Raw genomic sequence first — 930 nt, forward strand, 5'->3', positions numbered from 1 at the left:
TTGAGTTTACCAATGACAATTAGGACAACGGCTACGAGGATAGAACCCATGTGTTCGCCAGAGGCCCTTACTCCCACGTCGGTATGGGGAATTATATTCGCGTTTGGAAGGTCGCCCTTTATGGTGCCTACACAACAGTCATTTCTAACCATTACAAGGACTACCGCGCTGCGATTCAAGTCCTCCCTGACGAAATCATCGATTATGGCTACCATGAATATGCGAGTCACGCTCGGTTAACGTCCCAGAACGGTAATGCAATTTACTGGTTAACCGGTCGTGGTGGTTTGAACGTAATCGTTATTGCCGAATGAGACGGCATCCTTGAAGTCATCGATGACGTTTCCGTTGAGTTTACCACTGACAATTAGGACAACGGCTACGAGGATAGTATCTATGCGTTCGCCAGAGGCCCTTACTCCCACGTCGGTATGGGGAATTATATTCGCGCCGTGAAGGTCGCCCTTTATGGTGCCTACACAACAGTCATTTCTAACCATTACAAGGACTACCGCGCTGCGATTCAAGTCCTCCCTGACGAAATCATCGATTATGGCTACCATGAATATGCGAGTCACGCTCGGTTAACGTCTTAGACCGGTAATGCCATTTACTGGTTAACCGGTCGTGGTGGTTAGAACGTAATCGTTATTGCCGAATGAGACGGCATCCTTGAAGTCATCGGTGGCGCTGCCGTTGAGTTTGCCACTGGCAATTAGGACAACGCCTACAAGGATAGAATCCACGCGTTCGCCAGAGACCTCTACGTTTATGGCGTTATCGAGAACTATATTTGCGACGTGAAGGTCACCCTTTATGGTGTCTGAGCAACAGTCATTGCTAACTGTTACAAGGACTACCGCGCTAAGATTCAAGTCCTCCCTGACGAAATCATCGATTATGGCTACCATGAATATGCGAGTCACGCTC

General features: G+C 48.4%; 1 protein-coding gene. It reads right to left on the minus strand.

Going from position 1 to position 930, the window contains the following annotated elements; genetic code table 11:
* Window positions 1–617: 617 nt before the first annotated feature.
* Window positions 618–930, minus strand: a 313-nt coding sequence (locus tag DGG96_RS21125; protein ID WP_205872640.1) for a hypothetical protein, incomplete at its 5' end; no start/stop codon positions are given.

The sequence above is a fragment of the Legionella qingyii genome (genome assembly GCF_003184185.1).